15 protein-coding genes and 1 tRNA gene are annotated in these 15,356 nt (G+C 64.7%); 5 read left to right on the top strand and 11 right to left on the bottom strand.

Annotated elements, in window-relative coordinates; all coding sequences use genetic code 11:
* Window positions 1-17: 17 nt before the first annotated feature.
* The 6 genes from rplA to FBZ93_RS32615 form a co-directional block, all read right to left on the bottom strand.
* Window positions 18-710 (bottom strand): 50S ribosomal protein L1, encoded by a 693-nt coding sequence (rplA, locus tag FBZ93_RS32640; protein WP_021081669.1) that lies wholly within the window; start codon window positions 708-710, stop codon window positions 18-20.
* 6 nt (window positions 711-716) lie between these two features.
* A complete protein-coding gene (gene rplK / locus FBZ93_RS32635) occupies window positions 717-1,145 on the bottom strand; it encodes a 50S ribosomal protein L11 (RefSeq protein ID WP_050420385.1) in 429 nt (142 codons plus the stop codon).
* Between the two features lie 130 nt (window positions 1,146-1,275).
* Entirely contained in the window at window positions 1,276-1,809 is a 534-nt protein-coding gene (nusG, locus tag FBZ93_RS32630) for a transcription termination/antitermination protein NusG (RefSeq protein WP_021081670.1), read from the bottom strand.
* A 17-nt stretch (window positions 1,810-1,826) separates the two neighbouring features.
* Window positions 1,827-2,021, bottom strand: coding sequence for a preprotein translocase subunit SecE (gene secE, locus FBZ93_RS32625; protein ID WP_146991515.1), 195 nt, complete (start codon window positions 2,019-2,021; stop codon window positions 1,827-1,829).
* A gap of 350 nt (window positions 2,022-2,371) precedes the next feature.
* A complete protein-coding gene (locus FBZ93_RS32620) occupies window positions 2,372-3,691 on the bottom strand; it encodes an ATP-binding protein (RefSeq protein ID WP_246667746.1) in 1,320 nt (439 codons plus the stop codon).
* Between the two features lie 17 nt (window positions 3,692-3,708).
* The gene (locus tag FBZ93_RS32615) at window positions 3,709-4,455 is read right to left on the bottom strand and encodes a response regulator (RefSeq protein ID WP_146991513.1); all 747 of its coding nucleotides are present in this window, start codon (window positions 4,453-4,455) and stop codon (window positions 3,709-3,711) included.
* A 204-nt stretch (window positions 4,456-4,659) separates the two neighbouring features.
* Between FBZ93_RS32615 and FBZ93_RS32610 the strand changes: the two genes are divergently transcribed.
* Window positions 4,660-5,568, top strand: coding sequence for a DUF3313 domain-containing protein (locus FBZ93_RS32610; protein ID WP_146991512.1), 909 nt, complete (start codon window positions 4,660-4,662; stop codon window positions 5,566-5,568).
* Window positions 5,569-5,573: 5 nt separating this feature from the next.
* Here FBZ93_RS32610 and FBZ93_RS32605 read toward each other — a convergent pair whose 3' ends face one another.
* Both FBZ93_RS32605 and FBZ93_RS32600 read right to left on the bottom strand, forming a co-directional pair.
* Window positions 5,574-7,187 carry an acyl-CoA synthetase gene (locus FBZ93_RS32605; protein WP_146991511.1) on the bottom strand — a complete coding sequence of 538 codons (1,614 nt, stop codon included), beginning with the start codon at window positions 7,185-7,187 and terminating at the stop codon, window positions 5,574-5,576.
* Window positions 7,188-7,240: 53 nt separating this feature from the next.
* On the bottom strand, window positions 7,241-8,005 hold the full coding sequence (locus FBZ93_RS32600; protein WP_146991510.1) for a FadR/GntR family transcriptional regulator: 765 nt from the start codon (window positions 8,003-8,005) through the stop codon (window positions 7,241-7,243).
* A 177-nt stretch (window positions 8,006-8,182) separates the two neighbouring features.
* Between FBZ93_RS32600 and FBZ93_RS32595 the strand changes: the two genes are divergently transcribed.
* A complete protein-coding gene (locus FBZ93_RS32595; RefSeq protein WP_146991509.1) occupies window positions 8,183-9,388 on the top strand; it encodes an ABC transporter substrate-binding protein in 1,206 nt (401 codons plus the stop codon).
* A 64-nt stretch (window positions 9,389-9,452) separates the two neighbouring features.
* Here FBZ93_RS32595 and FBZ93_RS32590 read toward each other — a convergent pair.
* A tRNA-Trp gene (locus FBZ93_RS32590) sits at window positions 9,453-9,528 on the bottom strand.
* Between the two features lie 190 nt (window positions 9,529-9,718).
* Between FBZ93_RS32590 and FBZ93_RS32585 the strand changes: the two genes are divergently transcribed.
* Entirely contained in the window at window positions 9,719-10,942 is a 1,224-nt protein-coding gene (locus FBZ93_RS32585; RefSeq protein ID WP_146991508.1) for a serine hydrolase domain-containing protein, read from the top strand.
* Between the two features lie 123 nt (window positions 10,943-11,065).
* Here the strand turns inward: FBZ93_RS32585 and FBZ93_RS32580 are convergent, their stop codons facing one another.
* Both FBZ93_RS32580 and FBZ93_RS32575 read right to left on the bottom strand, forming a co-directional pair.
* On the bottom strand, window positions 11,066-11,833 hold the full coding sequence (locus tag FBZ93_RS32580) for an SDR family NAD(P)-dependent oxidoreductase (protein ID WP_146991507.1): 768 nt from the start codon (window positions 11,831-11,833) through the stop codon (window positions 11,066-11,068).
* A gap of 75 nt (window positions 11,834-11,908) precedes the next feature.
* Window positions 11,909-12,616, bottom strand: coding sequence for a histidine phosphatase family protein (locus FBZ93_RS32575; RefSeq protein ID WP_146991506.1), 708 nt, complete (start codon window positions 12,614-12,616; stop codon window positions 11,909-11,911).
* Window positions 12,617-12,755: 139 nt separating this feature from the next.
* Between FBZ93_RS32575 and FBZ93_RS32570 the strand changes: the two genes are divergently transcribed.
* Complete coding sequence (locus tag FBZ93_RS32570; protein ID WP_146991505.1) at window positions 12,756-13,541, top strand: SDR family NAD(P)-dependent oxidoreductase; 786 nt, start codon at window positions 12,756-12,758, stop codon at window positions 13,539-13,541.
* 615 nt (window positions 13,542-14,156) lie between these two features.
* On the top strand, window positions 14,157-15,326 hold the full coding sequence (argE, locus tag FBZ93_RS32565) for an acetylornithine deacetylase (protein WP_146991504.1): 1,170 nt from the start codon (window positions 14,157-14,159) through the stop codon (window positions 15,324-15,326).
* Window positions 15,327-15,356 lie beyond the last annotated feature (30 nt).

The following is a 15,356-nucleotide window of genomic DNA, read 5'->3' as shown; positions in this document are numbered from 1 at the left end:
CGTCACGGCTGGAGTTCTCAGCCGAGGATCGTGCCCGGCTCGACCTTCACGCCCGGGCCCATGGTGGAGGAAACCGCCACGCGCTGGATGTAGGTGCCCTTGGAACCGGCCGGCTTCGCCTTGGAGACCGCGTCGGCGAGCGCCTTGACGTTCTCGACCAGCTTGTCCTCGGAGAACGAGGCCTTGCCGATGCCGGCCTGCACGATGCCGGCCTTCTCGACGCGGAACTCGACCGAGCCGCCCTTGGCGCCCTTCACGGCGTTGGTGACATCCATGGTCACGGTGCCGATCTTCGGGTTCGGCATCATGCCGCGCGGACCGAGCACCTTACCGAGGCGGCCGACCAGCGGCATCATGTCGGGGGTCGCGATACAACGATCGAAATCGATCGCACCGCCCTGCACCTTCTCGACCAGGTCTTCGGCACCGACGACGTCTGCACCGGCGGCCTTGGCTTCCTCAGCCTTGGCGCCGCGCGCGAACACGCCGACGCGCAGCGTGCGGCCGGTGCCGTTCGGCAGGTTGACGACGCCGCGGACCATCTGGTCGGCGTGGCGCGGGTCGACGCCGAGATTGATCGCGATTTCGATCGTCTCGTCGAACTTCGACTTGGCGCGCTCCTTGACCATCTTGATGGCGTCCGCGAGCGGGTAGAGCTTCTCGCGATCGACACCCTCGCGGGCCTTCTTCAGACGCTTTCCGATTGTCATGGCCCGTTACCCCGCAACTTCCAGACCCATCGAGCGGGCAGAGCCCTCGACCATCTTCATGGCCGATTCAATGGTGTCGCAATTCAAGTCCTTCATCTTCTTCTCGGCGATCTCGCGCACCTGCGCCTTGGTCACCGCACCGGCCTTGTCACGGCCCGGCGCCTTCGATCCGGACTGGATCTTGGCGGCCTGCTTGAGGAAGTAGGACATCGGAGGGGTCTTCATCTCGAAGGTGAAGGACCGGTCCGCATAGATCGTGATGATCACCGGGATCGGGGTGTTCTTCTCTTCCTTCTGGGTCTGGGCGTTGAACGCCTTGCAGAACTCCATGATGTTCAGACCGCGCTGACCAAGCGCGGGGCCGATCGGGGGCGAAGGATTCGCCGCACCGGCCGGGACCTGAAGCTTCAGGTATCCGGTCACTTTTTTTGCCATTTATCACTCCTGTTGTGCCGGACGGTGCCGGCGGTTTCAGGTTCCGTGGTTCGGTTGAAGGGGCTGGCGACCGCCTCCTCCCTCCCACGGCCTCTTACTTGACGCGAGGCATATACCCCACGCCGTCCGGTCAGACCACCTTTTCGACCTGACCGAATTCCAGTTCCACGGGGGTCGCACGGCCGAAGATCGACACCGCGACCTTCACGCGCGAGCGCGCCTCGTCGATTTCTTCCACCACGCCGGAGAACGAGGCGAACGGGCCGTCGGCCACGCGCACGTTCTCGCCGATTTCGAACGACACCGACGCCTTCGGACGCTCCACGCCCTCCTGCACCTGGTGCAGGATCCGCATCGCCTCGGCTTCCGAGATCGGCATCGGCTTGTTTTCCGCGCCGAGGAAGCCGGTCACCTTCGGGGTGTTCTTGATCAGATGGAACGCCTCGTCGGTCAGCTTCATCTTCACCAGCACGTAGCCCGGGAAGAACTTGCGCTCGGCGTCGATCTTGCGGCCGCGCCGCACCTCGGTGACCTTTTCGGTCGGCACGAGAATCTGCTCGAACAGCTCTTCCAGCCCGCGCTGCTTGGCCTGCTCGCGGATCGATTCCTGAACCTTCTTCTCGAAGTTCGAATAGGCGTGAACGATGTACCAGCGCTTGTCCATCAATTGAGTTCCCATGCTCATGAGTGGATGCCCAGTATCAGGGTGATCAGATAACGGATGATCTGATCAGCGGCGAAGAAGAAGATCGAGGCCAGCGCCACCATCACGAACACCATGATGGTGGTGATCGTCGTCTCGCGGCGCGTCGGCCAGGTGACCTTGGCGGTCTCCGAGCGCACTTCCTGAAGGAATTTGAACGGGCTGAAAGCCATCGTGGGATCCGCGTCCGTCTCCGGACGATTGCAACGTTTCAAGGAATCCGAACAGCCGACCTTGCGGACCCAGCCCTCGTTTGGAAGGTTGAGCCGATAAACGAGCTCGAATGTTCGGGGAATTAGGCCGCGCCGGATATCCGCCATCAAAGCGGGCCGGCTGCGAGTGCCGGGTATCTACTGCGAGAGGAGCCAAACGTCAAGATCGGCACCGTCGCGCCCGGCCCCGGCCCGGTCCGGGCCGGACCAGCATTGGGCCTCTTGAATCAAGGGGATAGCCGGACAGCGCCCGGGATATCAAAGGCTCCCGCCGATGACGGCGCTCTGATCGCGGCCGGCAACGGCGCCGTCTAGACCAGGACGGGCTCCGGCGGCAGCAGCATGGACACAAGCAACCCGCTTGGCTGACGCGGCTTCAATTCGATGCTGCCGCCATGGCGCTTGGCAATATCGAGGGCGATCGAGAGCCCGAGCCCGAAGCCGCCGCTTCCCTGCCGCGCACTGTCAGCCTTGAAGAACGGCTCGAACACCTTGTCGCGCAGCGCCGGCGCGATACCGGGCCCGTCGTCGGCCACCTCGATCTCGATGTGATCGGAGGTCGTGGGCCGCAGCGCCACCGTGATCGTGCTGCCATGCTTGACCGCGTTCTCCACGATATTGGTGACGGCACGCGACAGCGCGCGCGGCCGGCAGGCGTAAGGCAAACGCGCCGGCCCGGCATAGGATACCGCGTAGCCGGTGTCGGCGAACTCCGAACAGATGGTCTGCAGGAAACTCGGCAGGTCGATGCACGTGACCGCCTCGGAGCGCGCATCGTCGCGAAGGTACTCCAGCGTCTCGTTGATCATGCGCGTCATCTTGGCGATATCGCCCAGCATCGCCGGGCGCAGGGTGTCGTCGCCGACGCGCTCGGAGCGCAGGCGGAGCCGCGTCAGCGGCGTGCGCAGGTCATGACTGATGGCAGCCAGCATGCGGGTGCGGTCGTCGAGCAGCGCAGCGATCCGGGTGCGCATGTCGTTCAGCGCGTCGGCGACCTGGGCGATTTCGCGCGGACCGCGCCGGCGCAGCACCTCGGGAGCCCGCGGCGAGCGGCCGAACGACGTCGTGGCCCGTGCGACGTCCGCCAGCGGTGCGATCACCCAACGCACCGCATAAACCGACAGCAGCAGCATGGAGATCAGCACGATGATCGCGCCTGCGGCCGCCGGGCGGAGCATAAAGGACCAGAAGCCGCCCTTGACCGCAACGTCGGCCATCAATGCATGGCCGTCGTCGAGCTTCACGACCACCTGTGACGACGAGCCCGCGGGATGGCGGAGCTCCTCCAGCAACTCAATTCCAGGCTCGGCCGCCAGCTGCCGATACCCTCTCATGGAAAACGATCGCATCTCTCCGGCCGCCCGAGGCACGAGTTCGCCGAGCGCGACGCGCCTGACGTCGAGACCGCCGCGCCTGGCTGCCGCCAGCAGTTCATCCGCGTCGCCTGGCGCCTTCGCGAAACGCAGCAGCTGCGTGAGCTCCGCGACCCGGCCCGCAAGAAACTTCTGCGTGTCATTGATCGAGGGAGAATCGAACAGAAAGATAATGATCGCGGCCGCGAGCGTGATGCCGATCAGCTCCGAGAGCGCGACGAGGCTCATGAGCTGCGCGGCGATGCTGCGAGGAATCAACCGCCGCGCCCATTCCATCAGATCTGCTCGACCGCAGGCGTGAACAGGTAGCCGCCGAGCCGCACCGTCTTGATCATCGAGCGGTCCTTCGGATCCGGCTCGATCTTCTGCCTGATGCGGCTGATATGAACGTCGACGCTGCGCTCGACCGACGCGATCAGGCCGCCGAAGGCCTGCTCGATCAATTGCTCGCGTGACAGCACCTGTCCCGGATTGCGGCAGAATGCCAGCAGCAGATCGAACTCGGCGCCGGTCAGCGTGATCCGGACGCCGGCGGGATCATGCAGTTCGCGCGTCGTGGGATTGATCCGCCATCCGGCGAAGGTCAGAGGACGCGGCCGGGAGCGCGATGCAGCGCCGCTCTCGATCCGGCGCAGCAATGCGCGGATGCGGGCGACCAGCTCGCGCGAATTGAACGGCTTGGTCACGTAGTCATCGGCGCCGAGCTCGAGGCCGAGGATGCGGTCGATGTCTTCGCCGCGCGCGGTGACCATGATGATCGGAATTGGGGACGACATGCGCAGGCGCCGGCAGATGCTCAGCCCATCCTCGCCTGGCAGCATCACGTCGAGCACGATGAGGTCGAAGCTCTCGTGCTTGAGCAGTGCATCCATCTCCACGGCCGAGCCGACCAGCACCGGCCTGAAGCCGCTATCGTCAAGCACCTCGGCCAGCATGCGCGCGATATCGGCATCGTCCTCGACGCAGAGGATCCGCGCATTGGTGACGGGGATAGCCACGAGGTCGTATTCCAGGATTTGCATCACGGCATTTAGAGACGTCCGCCGCGGATGCGCAGCGTGCAAATATAGCGTTTTGTTAAGCGTGCGCGGCCAAATGCGGCACAAATAGGTCGCACGGTTTCGCGAGCTACATCTGACTTAATATCTCTTAATCCCGACCAGGGCGGCCCCGCTCTATCGTCACACGCGATCGTTTCTGGGGTGAGCGGTCGTTCGAGGGGTGACATGAAAGTGGAGTTTCGACCCGGCGCTGCGGCAGACGCGCAGAGCACGGGACAGGCATGGCGTGATGGTCCGTACAACCGGTCATCCTCGCTTGCCGGAGCTGTGGTCGCGATGGCGTTGCTGTCGGGTTGCGCCAGCGCGCCGTTGACCAGAGGTGGATCACTGGCCTCCTATGACAACCTGACGCAGTCCGACGGACTGCTGGCGAAATCGCTGGTGCGCGTCAACAAGGACGAGGTGCTTGCCGCGAAGACGGTACGGATCGTACCGACCACCTTCTCACAAGCGGCGTCGCCAACGCTGTCGCAGGAGCAGCGAAGTCTGGTGGCAAACGCGATCAATCGTTCGATCTGCATGGGCCTGAGCGAGCGGCTTCAGGTCGTTGGCTCCGATCAGCCCGCGGACCTGACGGCGCATGCGCTGGTCACCCAGGCGGCGCCGACCGACGAGGTCGCCGCGGGCGCCTCCAAGGTGGTCGGCATTCTGCCCACCGCGCTTGGGGCCGGCGTCCCTGTGCCGGTGCCGCGGTTGCCGATCGGGCTCGGCAGCCTGACGGTCGAAGCCGAGGTGCGCGATCCGGCCAGCCGCCAGCAGGCGGCGACGGTCTGGGCCCGCGGCGCGAATTCATTCACCAACTCGCCGATGGTCTCCAGCGCCGCCGATGCCTACGATCTCGCCGCCTCCTTCAGCGACGACTTCAGCAAGCTCGTCGTCACCGGCGCGACGCCATTCGGCAAGGCACCGGAGTTGCCATCGTTCGACAAGATTGGCGCCACGCTCGGCGGCAAACCGAAGTATGCCGCCTGTGAGGCCTTCGGCCGCAGTCCCGGCCTGGTCGGCATGGCCGCCGGCAGGCTTGGCTTGCCGCCGGAATGGTCGGACAAGGCGCCGGCGACAGCCGGCCAATAGCTGACCTATCCGGCGAAGCTCGTCTGGACCGCCTGATCCAGCGTGGCGCCGCCGACATAGCGCTGCCGCAGCTCACGCTTCAGAAGCTTGCCGCTCGGATTCTTCGGCAGGCTGTCCACGAAGATGACCCGCTTCGGCACCTTGAAATGGGCCATCGACGCCGCGCAGTGCTTGATGACGGCCTCGGTATCGAGGCTCTCGCCGGCCTTGACCACGACGATCGCGGCCACCGCCTCGATCCAGCGTGGATCGGGCAGCCCGACCACCGCGACCTCCGACACCTCAGGCAGCCGGTAGATCATCTCCTCGACCTCACGACTCGCAACGTTCTCGCCGCCGCTCTTGATCATGTCCTTCACGCGATCGACGACGGTGATGTAGCCGTCGGCATCGACGGTCGCGAGATCGCCGGAATGAAACCAGCCGCCGGCGAACGCCGCCGCGGTCTTGACGGGGTCGTTGTAGTAGCCGGACAACAGGTGCGGCGAGCGGTGCACGATCTCACCGACCTCTCCCACCCCGACGTCGGTCATGTCAGCCTTGACCACCCGGGTCTCGACATTGATCGCGGGCTTTCCGGCCGAGCCGGCCTTGGGTAGCTGATCCTGCGGCGCGAGCACGGTCGCGAGCGGCGCGATCTCGGTCTGGCCGTAGAAATTCCAGAACTTCACGTCGGGCAGCCGGCGCTGCAATTCGAGCAGCACCTCGACCGGCATGATCGAGGCGCCGTAATAGCCCTTGCGCAGGGTCGACAGGTCGGTGCGGTCGAAGGCGCCCGAGCGCAGCATCGCGATCCAGATCGTCGGCGGCGCGAAGAACGAGTTGATCTTGTGGGCTGCGATCAGCGCGAGGACATTGTCGGGCACCGGCTTGCCGGTGATGAGGCTGGTGGCGCCGAGATAGATCGCAGGTCCCAGGAAGACGTCGAGCTGCGCGCAATGATAGAGCGGCAGCGCGTGCAACACGGTGTCGTCGCTCGCCATGCCACCGTCGATGATGCAGCTGACATACTGCCACATCACGGCTTCATGGGTCAGGATCGCGCCCTTCGGCAGCGACTCCGTGCCGCTGGTGTAGATGATCTGCGCGGGATCGCGGCTGTCGACCGATACGTCCGGCGCCGAGGCGTCGCTGTGCAGCAGACTGTCGAATGTCGTGATGCCGTCGGGCGCGGTGGCCGGGTCCTCGCCCGGCAGCCAGATCAGGGTTTCGACCGCCGCCCCCTTGGCCGCCGCCGCGTGCGCGGTCTCCACGAAATCGGGGCCGACCGCGAGCAGCTTCGCACCGGAATTGGCGAGAATGAAATTGATCTCGTCGGGATTGAGCATGAAGTTGATCGGCACCAGGATCGCGCCGATCCGCGCCACCGCAAAGCGCAGCGCCGCGAAGCCGTGCGAATTGCGCGACAGCACCGCGACGCGATCGCCCTTCGCAATGCCGAGGCCGAGCAGTCCGCGCCCGAGCCGATTGCAAATCGCGTCCATCTCCGCGAAGGTCCAGCTGACCTCGCCGCAGATCAGCGCGGTCTTGGCTGGATAGCGCTTGGCCGACCGGCGCAACAGATCGCCGATGCTGTGCTCGCGGGCGCGCTGGATGGTTGCTGCGATGTTGTCGCTCATATGTTCCTCCCGAATGTGCTTTTTGTCGTTGTCTGGTGTTGGCCTAGCCGTGGCTATTGTCGGGCGGCGTAGGCGTGTTCCATGTAGGTGTGCTCGACCGAGCGATCGAGCGAGGCGATCTTCTCGAAGCCGCGCCGCCAGTCCTGCAAATGCCGCCGCGTCCACAGCACGCCGGCCTCCTTGTCGCGTCGCCTGATCGCATCGAGGATGCGGCGATGCGCCTCGACCAGGCGTGCCCCGCCTTCGGGCACGCCGCCGACGATCATCTCGGTAGTCGGAAAGAACAGTTGCGCGGCGGGCTCGCGGGCGAGCTGCAGCACGCGGTTCTGCGAGGCCTTCGCCACCAACACGTGGAATTCCGCGTCGAGCTCGGCGAGCCCGGCGGGGTTGCCGACCACATCAGCGCTGCGCTCGACATTGTCGGCAAGCTCCGCGACGTTCTCCTCGGTTGCGCGCTCCACCGCGCCCTCGACGCTCGCGACCTCCAGCGTCATCGAGGTCTCGAACAATTCGCGGAACGTGACCTCGTGCAGGATCAGCGCGCGCGACAATCGCGTCGCGAGCTTGTTGTAGCGCGGCAGGCAGGCCTGCAGGCGGCGGCTGGAATCGCGACGGATCAGCCCGCCCTCTTCAAGCACGCGAATGCCTTCGCGCACCGTCGAGCGGTTGACGCCGAACTGTTCGACCAGCTGCTGCTCGGTGCCGATCGGCTCGCCCGGCTTGATCCGGCCGTTGATGATCTCGCGTTCGATCGCGTCGGCGACCTTCTGGTACGCCGGCGCGAGGTCGATGCGGCGGAACTGCGGCGTGGTGGCCACCCCAAGGGCTCCCGATTGTCGTTTGTCGGACAAAGTCTAGGCCAAGGCTTTTTGAGCGTCAAATGGGCCATTCTTGGCCGGATTGTCGCACCAAGCCCGCCAGAATTGACACCGAAACCGGGCAAATCTAGCTTTGTCGGACAAACCGATAAGAACACCCTGGGAGGACGCATCGCCATGAAATCCATCGCCACGAGTCTGTCCGCCGCCGGCCTGCTCGCCGCGGCGTGGGCCGGACCCGCGCTCGCGCAACAGACGCCGCTCAAGATCGGCGTGCTGACCGATTTTCAGTCGGTCTATTCCGACATCGGCGGCGCCGGGAATGTCGAGGCCACCAAGATGGCGATCGAGGAGTTCGGCGGCTCGATGTTCGGCAAGCCGATCGAGCTCGTCACGGCCGACGCCCTTAACAAGGCCGACGTCGCCGCCACCATCACCCGCAAATGGTACGAGGCCGAGAACGTCGACATGATCATCGACATGCCGACCTCGGCAACCGCGCTCGCCGGCATGGAGATGTCGAAGCAGTTCGAGAAGATCATGATCGTGACGGACGCGGCGAGCTCCGACATCACCGGAAAATCCTGCTCGCCCTACACGCTGCACTGGACCTACGACACCTACGCCAACGCCCACACCGTCGGCAGCGCGATCGTGAAGAACGGGGGCGACACCTGGTTCTTCATCACCGCCGACTACGTGTTCGGCCACTCGATCGAACGCGACACCGGCGACGTGGTCCGCGCCGCCGGCGGCAAGGTGCTCGGCAGCGCCCGGCACCCGCTCAACACGCCGGACTTCTCGTCCTTCCTGCTGCAGGCGCAGTCGTCGAAGGCGAAGATCGTCGGCCTCGCCAATGGCGGCGGCGATACCATCAACGCGATCAAGCAGGCCGCCGAGTTCGGCATCGTCGCGGGCGGACAGAATCTGGCCGGTATCGTGATGTTCATCTCCGACATCCACAGCCTCGGGCTGAAGCTCGCGCAGGGCCTGATCATCACCGAGGCCTACTATTGGGATCTCAACGACCGCACCCGCGCCTTCGGCAAGCGCTTCTTCGAGCGCATGAAGCGGATGCCGACCATGAACCAGGCCGCGACCTACAGCGCCACCCTGCACTACCTCAACGCCGTGAAGGCCGCCGGCACCAAGGAGACCAAGCCGGTGTTGGCGAAGATGCGCGCGACCCCGGTCCGCGACGCCTTTACCGACAATGGCGTGGTGCGCGAGGACGGCCGCATGGTGCACTCGATGTTCCTGTTCGAAGTCAAGAAGCCCGAGGAATCAAAGGCGCCGTGGGATTACTACAAGGTGCTCGCCGAGGTGCCCGGCGATCAGGCGTTCCGCCCGCTGAAGGACGGCGGCTGCCCGCTCATCAAGTAGCCCAAAATGATCATGGCCGGGGTCCAGGACCTCGGCCAAGGCATTCAAATTATTGGCTAAAAGCTGGCAGGAGTGGCAGGGCTCGAACCTGCGACCCCCGGTTTTGGAGACCGGTGCTCTACCAATTGAGCTACACTCCTGCAGGGAACCAGCGTCGCCGCCGGTTCGCGCCGTTTCAAGCACAGGGCATGGCCGGTTTGCAAGGGCGAAGCAGCGAAGCTCCTGTTCATTGCAAAACTTCTGCGCCAGACTTGGGTGATCCCGCAAGATCACCCCAAGATCACCCAACGTCGGCACCTCGCCGCAAGAATCAAGAACCAGGGAGAGACCATGAACGCCCAGACCGCCACCAAGCACGCCGCCAGCCCAACCACCCCGTCCCTCCCCCTCGCCAAGCCCGAATCGATCGGACTGTCGAGTGCGCGGCTGCAGGCGCTGTCCGACACGTTCAAGCGCGAGGTCGACAAGGGAACCGCGCCCGGCTTCACGGTGCTGGTGGTACGGCGCGGCCAGATCGGCTGGTTCGACGCGATCGGCCGGCAAAGCCCGGCGGCCGCGGCGCCGATGGCGCATGACACGATCTTCCGGATCTTCTCGATGACCAAGCCGATCGTCTCGGTCGGCATCATGCAGTTGCTGGAGGACGGCCACTTCCTGCTCAACGACCCCGTCGCGAAGTTCATCCCCGAATTCGCCGAGACCAAGGTCGGCGTCGAACGCGACGGCAAGCTCGAGCTGGTCCCGGTGCAGCGGCAGATGACCATCCAGGACCTGTTGCGCCACACATCGGGTTTGACGTACGACCACACCGGCAACGGCCCGGTGCAGGAGCTCTACAAGCAGTCGCGGCTGCGCAGCCGCAAGATCACCAATGCCGAGCACGCCACCATGCTCGCCGCCATGCCGCTGGTCTGCCAGCCCGGCGCCGAGTGGAACTACAGCCGCTCCACCGACATCCTCGGCCGCATCATCGAAGTCGTCAGCGGCAAGACGCTGGGCGAGTTCCTCACTGAGCGCATCCTCGCGCCGCTGCAAATGAACGAGACCGCCTTCCACACCGCCGAAGCCAATGCCGGCCGGCTGGCCGAGGCGTTTGCCAACGATCCCTGGACCAACGAGAAGGTGCAGCTGTTCAACATGCTGGAGAAGCCGGCAATGGAATCCGGCGGCGGCGGACTGGTTTCGACCACGATGGACTATGCCCGCTTCGCCCAGATGCTGCTCAACGGCGGCTCGCTCGACGGCACCAGGATCATCGGCCGCAAGACGCTTGAATTCATGGCCTCCGATCACCTCGGCGCCGGCGTCAAGATCCAGGGCACGCTGGTGTCGCCGGGCCACAGCTTCGGCCTCGGCTTCGCCGTGCGCATGCAGCAGGGCATCGCGCCTTTCTCCGGCTCGGTCGGCCAATACTTCTGGAGCGGCATGGCCGGCACGTTCTTCTGGATCGATCCGAGCGAAGACCTGATCGCGGTCTTCATGATGCAGGGCCCGGGCCAGCGCGAATACACCCGCTCGCTGGTGCGGAACGGGGTGTATGCGGCGGTGGAGTAATCCGTCATTCCGGGGCAGCCCGCAGGGCTGAACCCGGAATCTCGCGCAACGAGATCGAGATCCCCGATGTGCAATTGCACATCGGGGTTCGCGCTGACGCGCGCCCCGGGATGACGCTCCGCGTCAGCTGATCGTCGCGCCGCCGTCGATCACGATGGTCTGGCCGGTCATGAAGTCGCCGGCGCGCGAGCCCATCATCACGGCTGCGCCCGCGATCTCGTCCGGCACGCCGATCCGCAGCAGCGGCGAGCGCGCGGTCGAGGCCTTCAGATTGTCCGGATTGTCCCACAGCGCCTTGGCGAAGTCGGTCTTGATCAGGCCCGGCGCGATGCAGTTCACGCGGATATTGTGCTTGCCGTATTCGCAAGCGAGGTTGCGCGCGAGCTGCATGTCGGCGGCCTTCGAGATCGCGTAGGCGCCGAGGATGGTCGAGCCCTTCAACCCGCCGATCGAGGACACGATGATGATGGAGCCGTCCTTGCGCTCGATCATCTGTGGCACCACCATCGAGATCAGCCAGTTGTTGGCGACGATGTTGTTGTCGAGGATTTTCCGGAACTGATCGTCGGAGATGCCGGCGAGCGGACCGTAGTAAGGATTGGATGCCGCGTTGCAGACCAGCACGTCGATCTTGCCGAAGGCGCGATTGCTCTCATCGACCAGGTTCTGCAGATTTTCCTTCGACGAGATGTTGGCCGCGATTGCAACCGCAGTGCCCTTGCCGTAGCTGGCGTTGATCTCGTCGGCCACCTGCTCGCAGACATCGGCCTTGCGCGAGGAGATCACGACCTTGGCGCCGTGCTCGGCCATACGCTCGGCGATCGCGCGCCCGATGCCGCGCGTCGAGCCGGTGATGACGGCAACTTTTCCCTTCATGTCGAACAAGGTCATGTTTCTCTCCCTGATGTAATGTGTTCGAATTCTACGTTGAGCTTAGGCAGCGTTGTCGTGTTGCGATAGCAGCGATCACGCAAGCTTGCTCGCCGGCCTGACTTCGGGCCCGGACGGCTGATGCATTGCGGCGTGGCGGGGATCGGCGATCCAGGGTTGCTGGTTCACCATCGGCAGCCGCCAGGTCGACACGTTGGGCGCCGCGATGTGATCGAGCCGCGTCACCGAGACATTGTCGATATCAAACGACAGGCCGCGATCCGGCTGGCCGCCAAGCGCAAGACCGACCGCGGCCCTGATCACGCCGCCATGGCCGACCGCGATGATGTCCCGGCCCGCCTCGGCTGCGGTGATCCGCACGATGGTACGGCAGACGCGGGTGTAGAGATCCATGAAACTCTCGCCGCCGGGTGCCGGCTCGTTGACGTCGGCAAACCAGAGATTGCCCGGCGGACGGCTGGCGAGAAATGTGGCGCGGTTCATGCCCTGCCACCGGCCGAGATGCAGCTCGGCGAAGTCGCGCTCCTGCGTCATGCTGTCGGGCTTCGGAAAACCGGCAGCCCAGATCGCTTCCGCGGTCTTGTGCGTGCGCTTCAGATTGCTCGAATACCACACCGCGTTGCGCGGCAGCATTTTTGCGACCGCCTCGAACACTTCGACATCGCCGGTGTCGCAGTCGATATCCTCCTGCCCGTAGATATTGCCGCCGTCGCTGCGCACCGGCGCGTGACGAACCCACCACCACCGCGTCACCGTCACGTTAGGCTTCTCTGGATTGGACATCGGATAAGCCCTTCAATAGTGTCCCGTCACGCTGTACGTCACGCCGCACATCGTCTCAAGTGCTTCTGACGTTTGAAATTTTGTTTGAATTCCGTCGCGCGGCAGACGTGCCACGGATCATGTGAACAGGGAGAATCTCATGGGCCGCCTCGAAGGCAAATCCGTCATCATCACCGGCGCAGGCAGCGGCATCGGCCGCGCGGCCTCGCTGCTGTTCACCAGGGAAGGCGCCAAGCTGATCGCGGTCGATCGCACCGATGGCGTGAATGAGACCGCCAAGCTGGTGCGCGATGCGGGCGGCACGGTCGAAGCCGTCACCGCGGACGCCGGCTCGGAGAGCGACGTGAAGGCCTTCATCGACAAGGCCGTCGCAAAATACGGCAAGCTCGACGCGATCTGGGCCAATGCCGGCGTCAGCGGCGGCCTCGTTCCGCTCGCCGATCAGACTCCGGAACATTGGCAGGAGGTGCTGCGCGTCAATCTGATCGGCCCGTTCCTCGCGATCAAGCATTCGATTCCATACATGACCAAGCAAGGCTCCGGCTCGATCGTCTGCACCGCCTCCGTCGCGGGCCTGAAGTCCGGCGCCAGCGGACATCCCTACGGCGCGAGCAAGGCCGGCGTCATCAGCCTGGTGCAGACCACCGCCTACTCGCTCTCCGGCACCGGCGTGCGCATCAATGCGATCTGCCCGGGCCTGATCGAGACCGGCATGACCAAGCCGGTGTTCGATCGCGCCAAGGAGCGCGGCACCCAGGACAAGATCGGCCAGCTCAATCCGCTGAAGCGCCCCGGCCAGCCGCACGAGCTCGCCGCGATGGGATTGTTCCTCGCGAGCGATGAAGCGTCCTACGTCAACGGCCAGGCCATCCCGGTCGACGGCGGCCTGACGGCGTCGATGCCGTATACGGGCAAGCCGATTTAGCAGCGGTGCTCGCCGTTCGCGGTACCGGCGCAGCCCGAATGACGCGATAGCAGCGCCACATCCACCACCGTCGTCCCTGCGAAAGCAGGGACCCATACGCCGCGGCAGGTGTGGTGGAAGGGACTCGTCGTTCCAGCATCGTCCAACAATGACCATCAGTGGTTATGGGTCCCTGCTTTCGCAGGGACGACGATGAGGATGGGTTCTCGATTCAAGATGTCAAACAGCGATGTCATCGCCCGCGTAGGCTGCTGATCCGGTATTCCAGAGACGCCAGCGCTTGAACCGATGGGCCGCGGCGTACTGGATCGCCTGGTCGAGCCGGGCGATGACAGGTGTTGGGACGAGACTCTCTTCACGCGTCGTCCTGGCGAAAGCCAGGACCCATAACCACCGCGTTTGGTGATGAACGGGATCGTGGCCCCAGCGTTCGCGCAACAATAGAGATTTGGGGTAATGGGTCCTGGCTTTCGCCAGGACGACACGGAATGTATGGTCCGGCTTGCGAGTCGCACAGGCCGGACAACCCCCTCACCCGGGGCGGCGGGTTCTTTTCCCTTTCACAGTTTCGTTGCTATGGTCGCGCGTGATCCATTCCCGCTCACGGCCCTATCCATGCAAAATCAACGTCCCGACCGCATCCGCAAGCTTTTGGCCGACCTCGTCGCCTTCGACACGGTCAGCGACCGCAGCAATTTGCCGCTGATCGACTACATCGAGCGCTATCTTGCTTCGCTTGGCGTCAGCGGCCAGCGCATCGTGGATGAGACCGGGCAGAAGTCTTCGCTGTGGGTCACGGTCGGTCCACAGGACAAGGCCGGGCTGGTCCTGTCGGGGCATACCGACGTCGTGCCGGTGGTCGGACAGGACTGGAGCCACGACCCGTTCGAACTCGTCGAGCGCGACGGGAAGCTCTACGGCCGCGGCACCACCGACATGAAGGGCTTTGTCGCCGTCTGCCTCGCGATGGTTCCGGAAATGCTCGCGGCCGACCTGAAGACGCCGATCAATCTTGCGATCTCCTATGACGAGGAGATCGGTTGCGTCGGCGTGCGGCCGATGCTGCGCGAGGTCGCGCGCAAGCCGGTCAAGCCGCTCGGCTGCTTCGTCGGCGAGCCGACCCAGATGCAGGTGATCATCGGCCACAAGGGCAAACACGGCGTGCGTGCCACGTTCCGTGGGCTCGCCCGGCACTCCTCGATCGCGCCGGACGGGGTGAACGCGATCGAGTATGCGGCCGAGCTGATCATGGAGATCCGCCGCCGCGCCGCGTTGCTGGCCGCGGATGCCGAACAGAAGAGCCTCTACGACGTCCCGCACTCGACCTTGCTGACCAGCATCGTCCGCGGCGGCGCCGCGCTGAACATCGTACCCGACCATTGCGTGGTGGAGTTCGAATGCCGCGGCATCGGCATCACTGAGTCGAGGCAGGTGACGGACGCGATCATCGCCTGGGCGAAGGCCGAGATCGAGCCCAGGATGCGCCAGCAGCATCCCGAATGCGGCATCGACTTCGAGGAAATCCTCGATTACCCCGCGCTCGACACCACGGCGGACGCGCCAATCGTCACGCTCGCCAAGCAGCTCGCCGGCCGCAACGACCACGCCAAGGTCGCCTTCGGCACCGAGGCCGGCCTATTCGTCAGCATGGCGGACGTGCCGTCGGTCGTGGTCGGCCCCGGCGCAATCGCGCAGGCGCACACGCCGGATGAATTCGTCGAGATGTCGCAGCTCGAGGCCTGCGGCGATTTCGTCGCACGGCTGATCACGCATTGCGCGAAGTGAGGCGGCAAATGATTGCGTAGGATGGGTAGA

Source organism: Bradyrhizobium macuxiense (assembly GCF_007993935.1).
Taxonomy (GTDB): Bacteria; Pseudomonadota; Alphaproteobacteria; order Rhizobiales; family Xanthobacteraceae; genus Bradyrhizobium; species Bradyrhizobium macuxiense_A.
This window is presented reverse-complemented; position numbering and strand designations above follow the sequence as displayed.